This window comes from Actinoplanes sp. NPDC048791 (assembly GCF_040650095.1).
Taxonomy (GTDB): Bacteria; Actinomycetota; Actinomycetes; order Mycobacteriales; family Micromonosporaceae; genus Actinoplanes.
The window spans coordinates 1-2,777 of sequence record NZ_JBEZGQ010001059.1; the positions used below are offsets into that span (position 1 = coordinate 1).

Annotated in this window: 2 protein-coding genes and 1 pseudogene; 2 read left to right on the top strand and 1 reads right to left on the bottom strand. The window is 73.4% G+C overall.

The annotated features are described in order from the left end of the window. Positions 1-89: 89 nt before the first annotated feature. Positions 90-641: pseudogene (locus AB0C29_RS42085) on the top strand (glycosyltransferase 87 family protein); the annotation flags it as partial. Positions 642-870: 229 nt separating this feature from the next. Here AB0C29_RS42085 and AB0C29_RS42090 read toward each other — a convergent pair. Continuing rightward, entirely contained in the window at positions 871-2,091 is a 1,221-nt protein-coding gene (locus tag AB0C29_RS42090; protein ID WP_360833034.1) for an FAD-dependent monooxygenase, read from the bottom strand. Between the two features lie 80 nt (positions 2,092-2,171). Between AB0C29_RS42090 and AB0C29_RS42095 the strand changes: the two genes are divergently transcribed. Next, positions 2,172-2,633, top strand: a complete 462-nt coding sequence (locus tag AB0C29_RS42095) for a MarR family winged helix-turn-helix transcriptional regulator (RefSeq protein WP_360833037.1) — start codon at positions 2,172-2,174, stop codon at positions 2,631-2,633. Positions 2,634-2,777: the final 144 nt, after the last annotated feature.

The window sequence follows — 2,777 nt, forward strand, 5'->3', positions numbered from 1 at the left end:
TGTACGACTTCATCAGCGCCGGCAACGCCCCCTTCACCTATCCCCCGTTCGCCGGCCTGGTCTTCCTGCCCCTGGCCGGCGTCCCCACCCTGCCGTTACAGCTGGCCTGGACCCTCGCCACGATCGTCACCGTCGCCGGTCTGGCGTTGCTGCTGGGCCGGCGGGCCCCCGCGTACGCCCTGGTCCTGGTGTTGTCGGCGCCGGTCTCCTCCGACCTGAAGTACGGCCAGGTCAGCCTCTTCCTCGCCGCCCTGATCGCGGTCGACCTGCTGGCCCTGCGGCACAGCCGGTGGCAGGGCCTGCTCGTCGGGCTGGCCGCCGCGGTCAAGCTGACCCCGCTGATCTTCATCCCGCTGCTCTGGTTCGCCGGTCGCCGCCGCGCGGCCGTGCTGGCGTCGGTGACCTTCGCGGCGTGCGGCGCGCTGGCCGCGGTCGCGCTGCCCGGCGACTCGTGGCGGTTCTGGACGACCGAGATCTCGCACGTGAGCCGCCTGGGCTACATCACTTCGGTCGGCAACCAGTCGCTGAACGGGGCTCTGCTGCGCGTCGAGCTGTCCGCGTCGGTGCGCTCGGCCGTGGTGCTGGTGGCCGGTGGGGTGATCGCCGCGCTGGCGTTGCACCGGGCCACCGGCCGGGCCCGTGACGGTGACTGGTTCTCCGCGCTGGTGCTGACCGGCGCGGCGAGCGTGGTGCTCTCCCCGGTCTCCTGGACCCATCACCAGGTCTGGCTGGTCCTGGCCGCGCTGCTGCCCGTACGCGGCCCGGCCTGGGCAAGGCGCGCCTGGCCGGCCCTCGTGCTCGTGGTGATGCTGCTGCCTGTCCCGGCGCTGGGCCCGCCACTGTGGAGCAACTCGAGGCTGCTGCTGGCGATCACGATCGCGGCGCTGCTGCCACTGTCCCGGCCGGCGTGGCCCAGTCAACGGTGTACCTGTGCAGCCAGCCGAACATCTTCTCCTGGTCGTAGAACGAGCGCATGGCCAGCGGGAACAGCAGGTCCCGCAGGATCCGGCCGACCGGACCGGGCGCCTTGTCGTTGTTCACCCGGGCCGTCCGGGCGGCCACCCGCTCCACCCGGGCCCGGCGCAACCCTTCGTAGCAGGTGAAGGCCTGCTCGACGGGCAGGTCCCGCAGGGCCCGGGCCAGCTCCACGGCACTCTCGATGGACAGCGACGCGCCCTGCCCCGAGCTGGGGGTCATCGCATGCGCCGCGTCGCCGACCAGGGCCACCCGGCCGCGGTGCCACACCGGTACGGGCGGCATGTCCTGCAGCCCGCCGACGATGACCAGCTGGCCGGGGTCGACCCGGTCGAGCAGACCCAGCGCCGGCAGAGTGTCGGCGGCGAACAGCTCGCGCAGCCGTCGCAGCCATTCGGCCGCCGGGATCTCGGTGGCCTGCGCGGCGGTCAGCATCCGGGCCGAGGGCACGTTGGCGAACCAGCCGGCCTCGCCGTCGTCGCCGATCCGGTAGCCGAAGAACGCCTTGCGCCCGAAGGCCAGGTGCATCGCTCCTCCCGTACTCGGCAGACCATGGCCGCGGCTCCAGCCTCCGAGCCCGACCAGGCCGGAGTAGCGCGGCTGCGGCGCGGCCGGGTCGAGCAGGCCGCGCACCGTCGAGCGGATGCCGTCCGCGCCGAGCAGCACGTCGGCCTCGGCGGTGCTGCCGTCGGCGAAGGTCGCGGTCACCCGGTCGCCGTGGTCCACATAGGCGGTGAGCCGTTTGCCGTACTCGACGGGGACACCGGCCGCGGCGGTCGCGTCCGTCAGCGCCCGGTAGAGCCGGGCCCGGGTGAACGTGTGGCTGGTGGGCAGGCCGGGCAGGTCCTCGAACTGGCCGAGGCGCTTGCCGCGACCGGTCTCCATGACCATGCGCGGGGTCGGCACCCCGGCCGCCGCCACCTCGTCGGCGATGCCCGCGGCGGCCAGCGCCGCCATGCCGTTGGGCGCGAGCATCAGCTCGCCGCCGATGCCGTCGGCCTGCCGGTCGTACGCCTCGTACACGGTCGCGGTGATACCGGCCCGCCGCAGCGCGATCGCCGTTACCGGCCCCGCGATCCCGCCGCCGATCACCAGTGCGGTCTGCGCCTTCGCCATGTCCGTCCTCCCCCGTGAGAAAATTCCTCGTACCGCCGATTATCTCGTCTAGCCGAGATACTAGCGAATGCGAGATACTTGTGTCCACGAGTGAATCCGGCCCGGCCCCGTCGCGGACGGCGCGGGAGGAGAGCATCGTCGAGTCGACCCGCCGGATGATCGCCGCGGCGGTGCTCTACAGCCACCAGGTGTCGGAGCAGCTCAAACTCGGACCCAGCGACGCCCAGTTCATGACGCTGCTGGAGGTGCACGGCCCGCTGACCCCGGGCCGGCTGGCCGAGCTGACCGGGCTGCGGACCGGCACGGTCACCGGGGTGCTGGACCGGCTGGAGGGCGCGGGCTTCGTCCGCCGCGACCGCGACCCGCACGACCGGCGCAAGGTGATCGTGTCGCTGGACCAGGAGCAGATCGCCGCCCGCGTGCATCCGCACTACACCGGGCAGGCCGAGCACATGGTCACGCTGCTGGGCCGCTACGACGACCGGGAACTGGCGGTGATCGCCGACTTCATGACCGCCGTGGCCGGCGAACCCATGCCCTGACCGGCCGGCCGGTCACTGCGTGCAGTGGAGGTCCGGCTCGAAGGCGTCCGGGCGGCCGCGGGCCAGGCGGGCGGCCTGCCGGTCGACCAGCCCGTGCGCCCGCCGCCGGGCGGCCGACCGGCGAGCTGCGACCTGCTCGGCCCG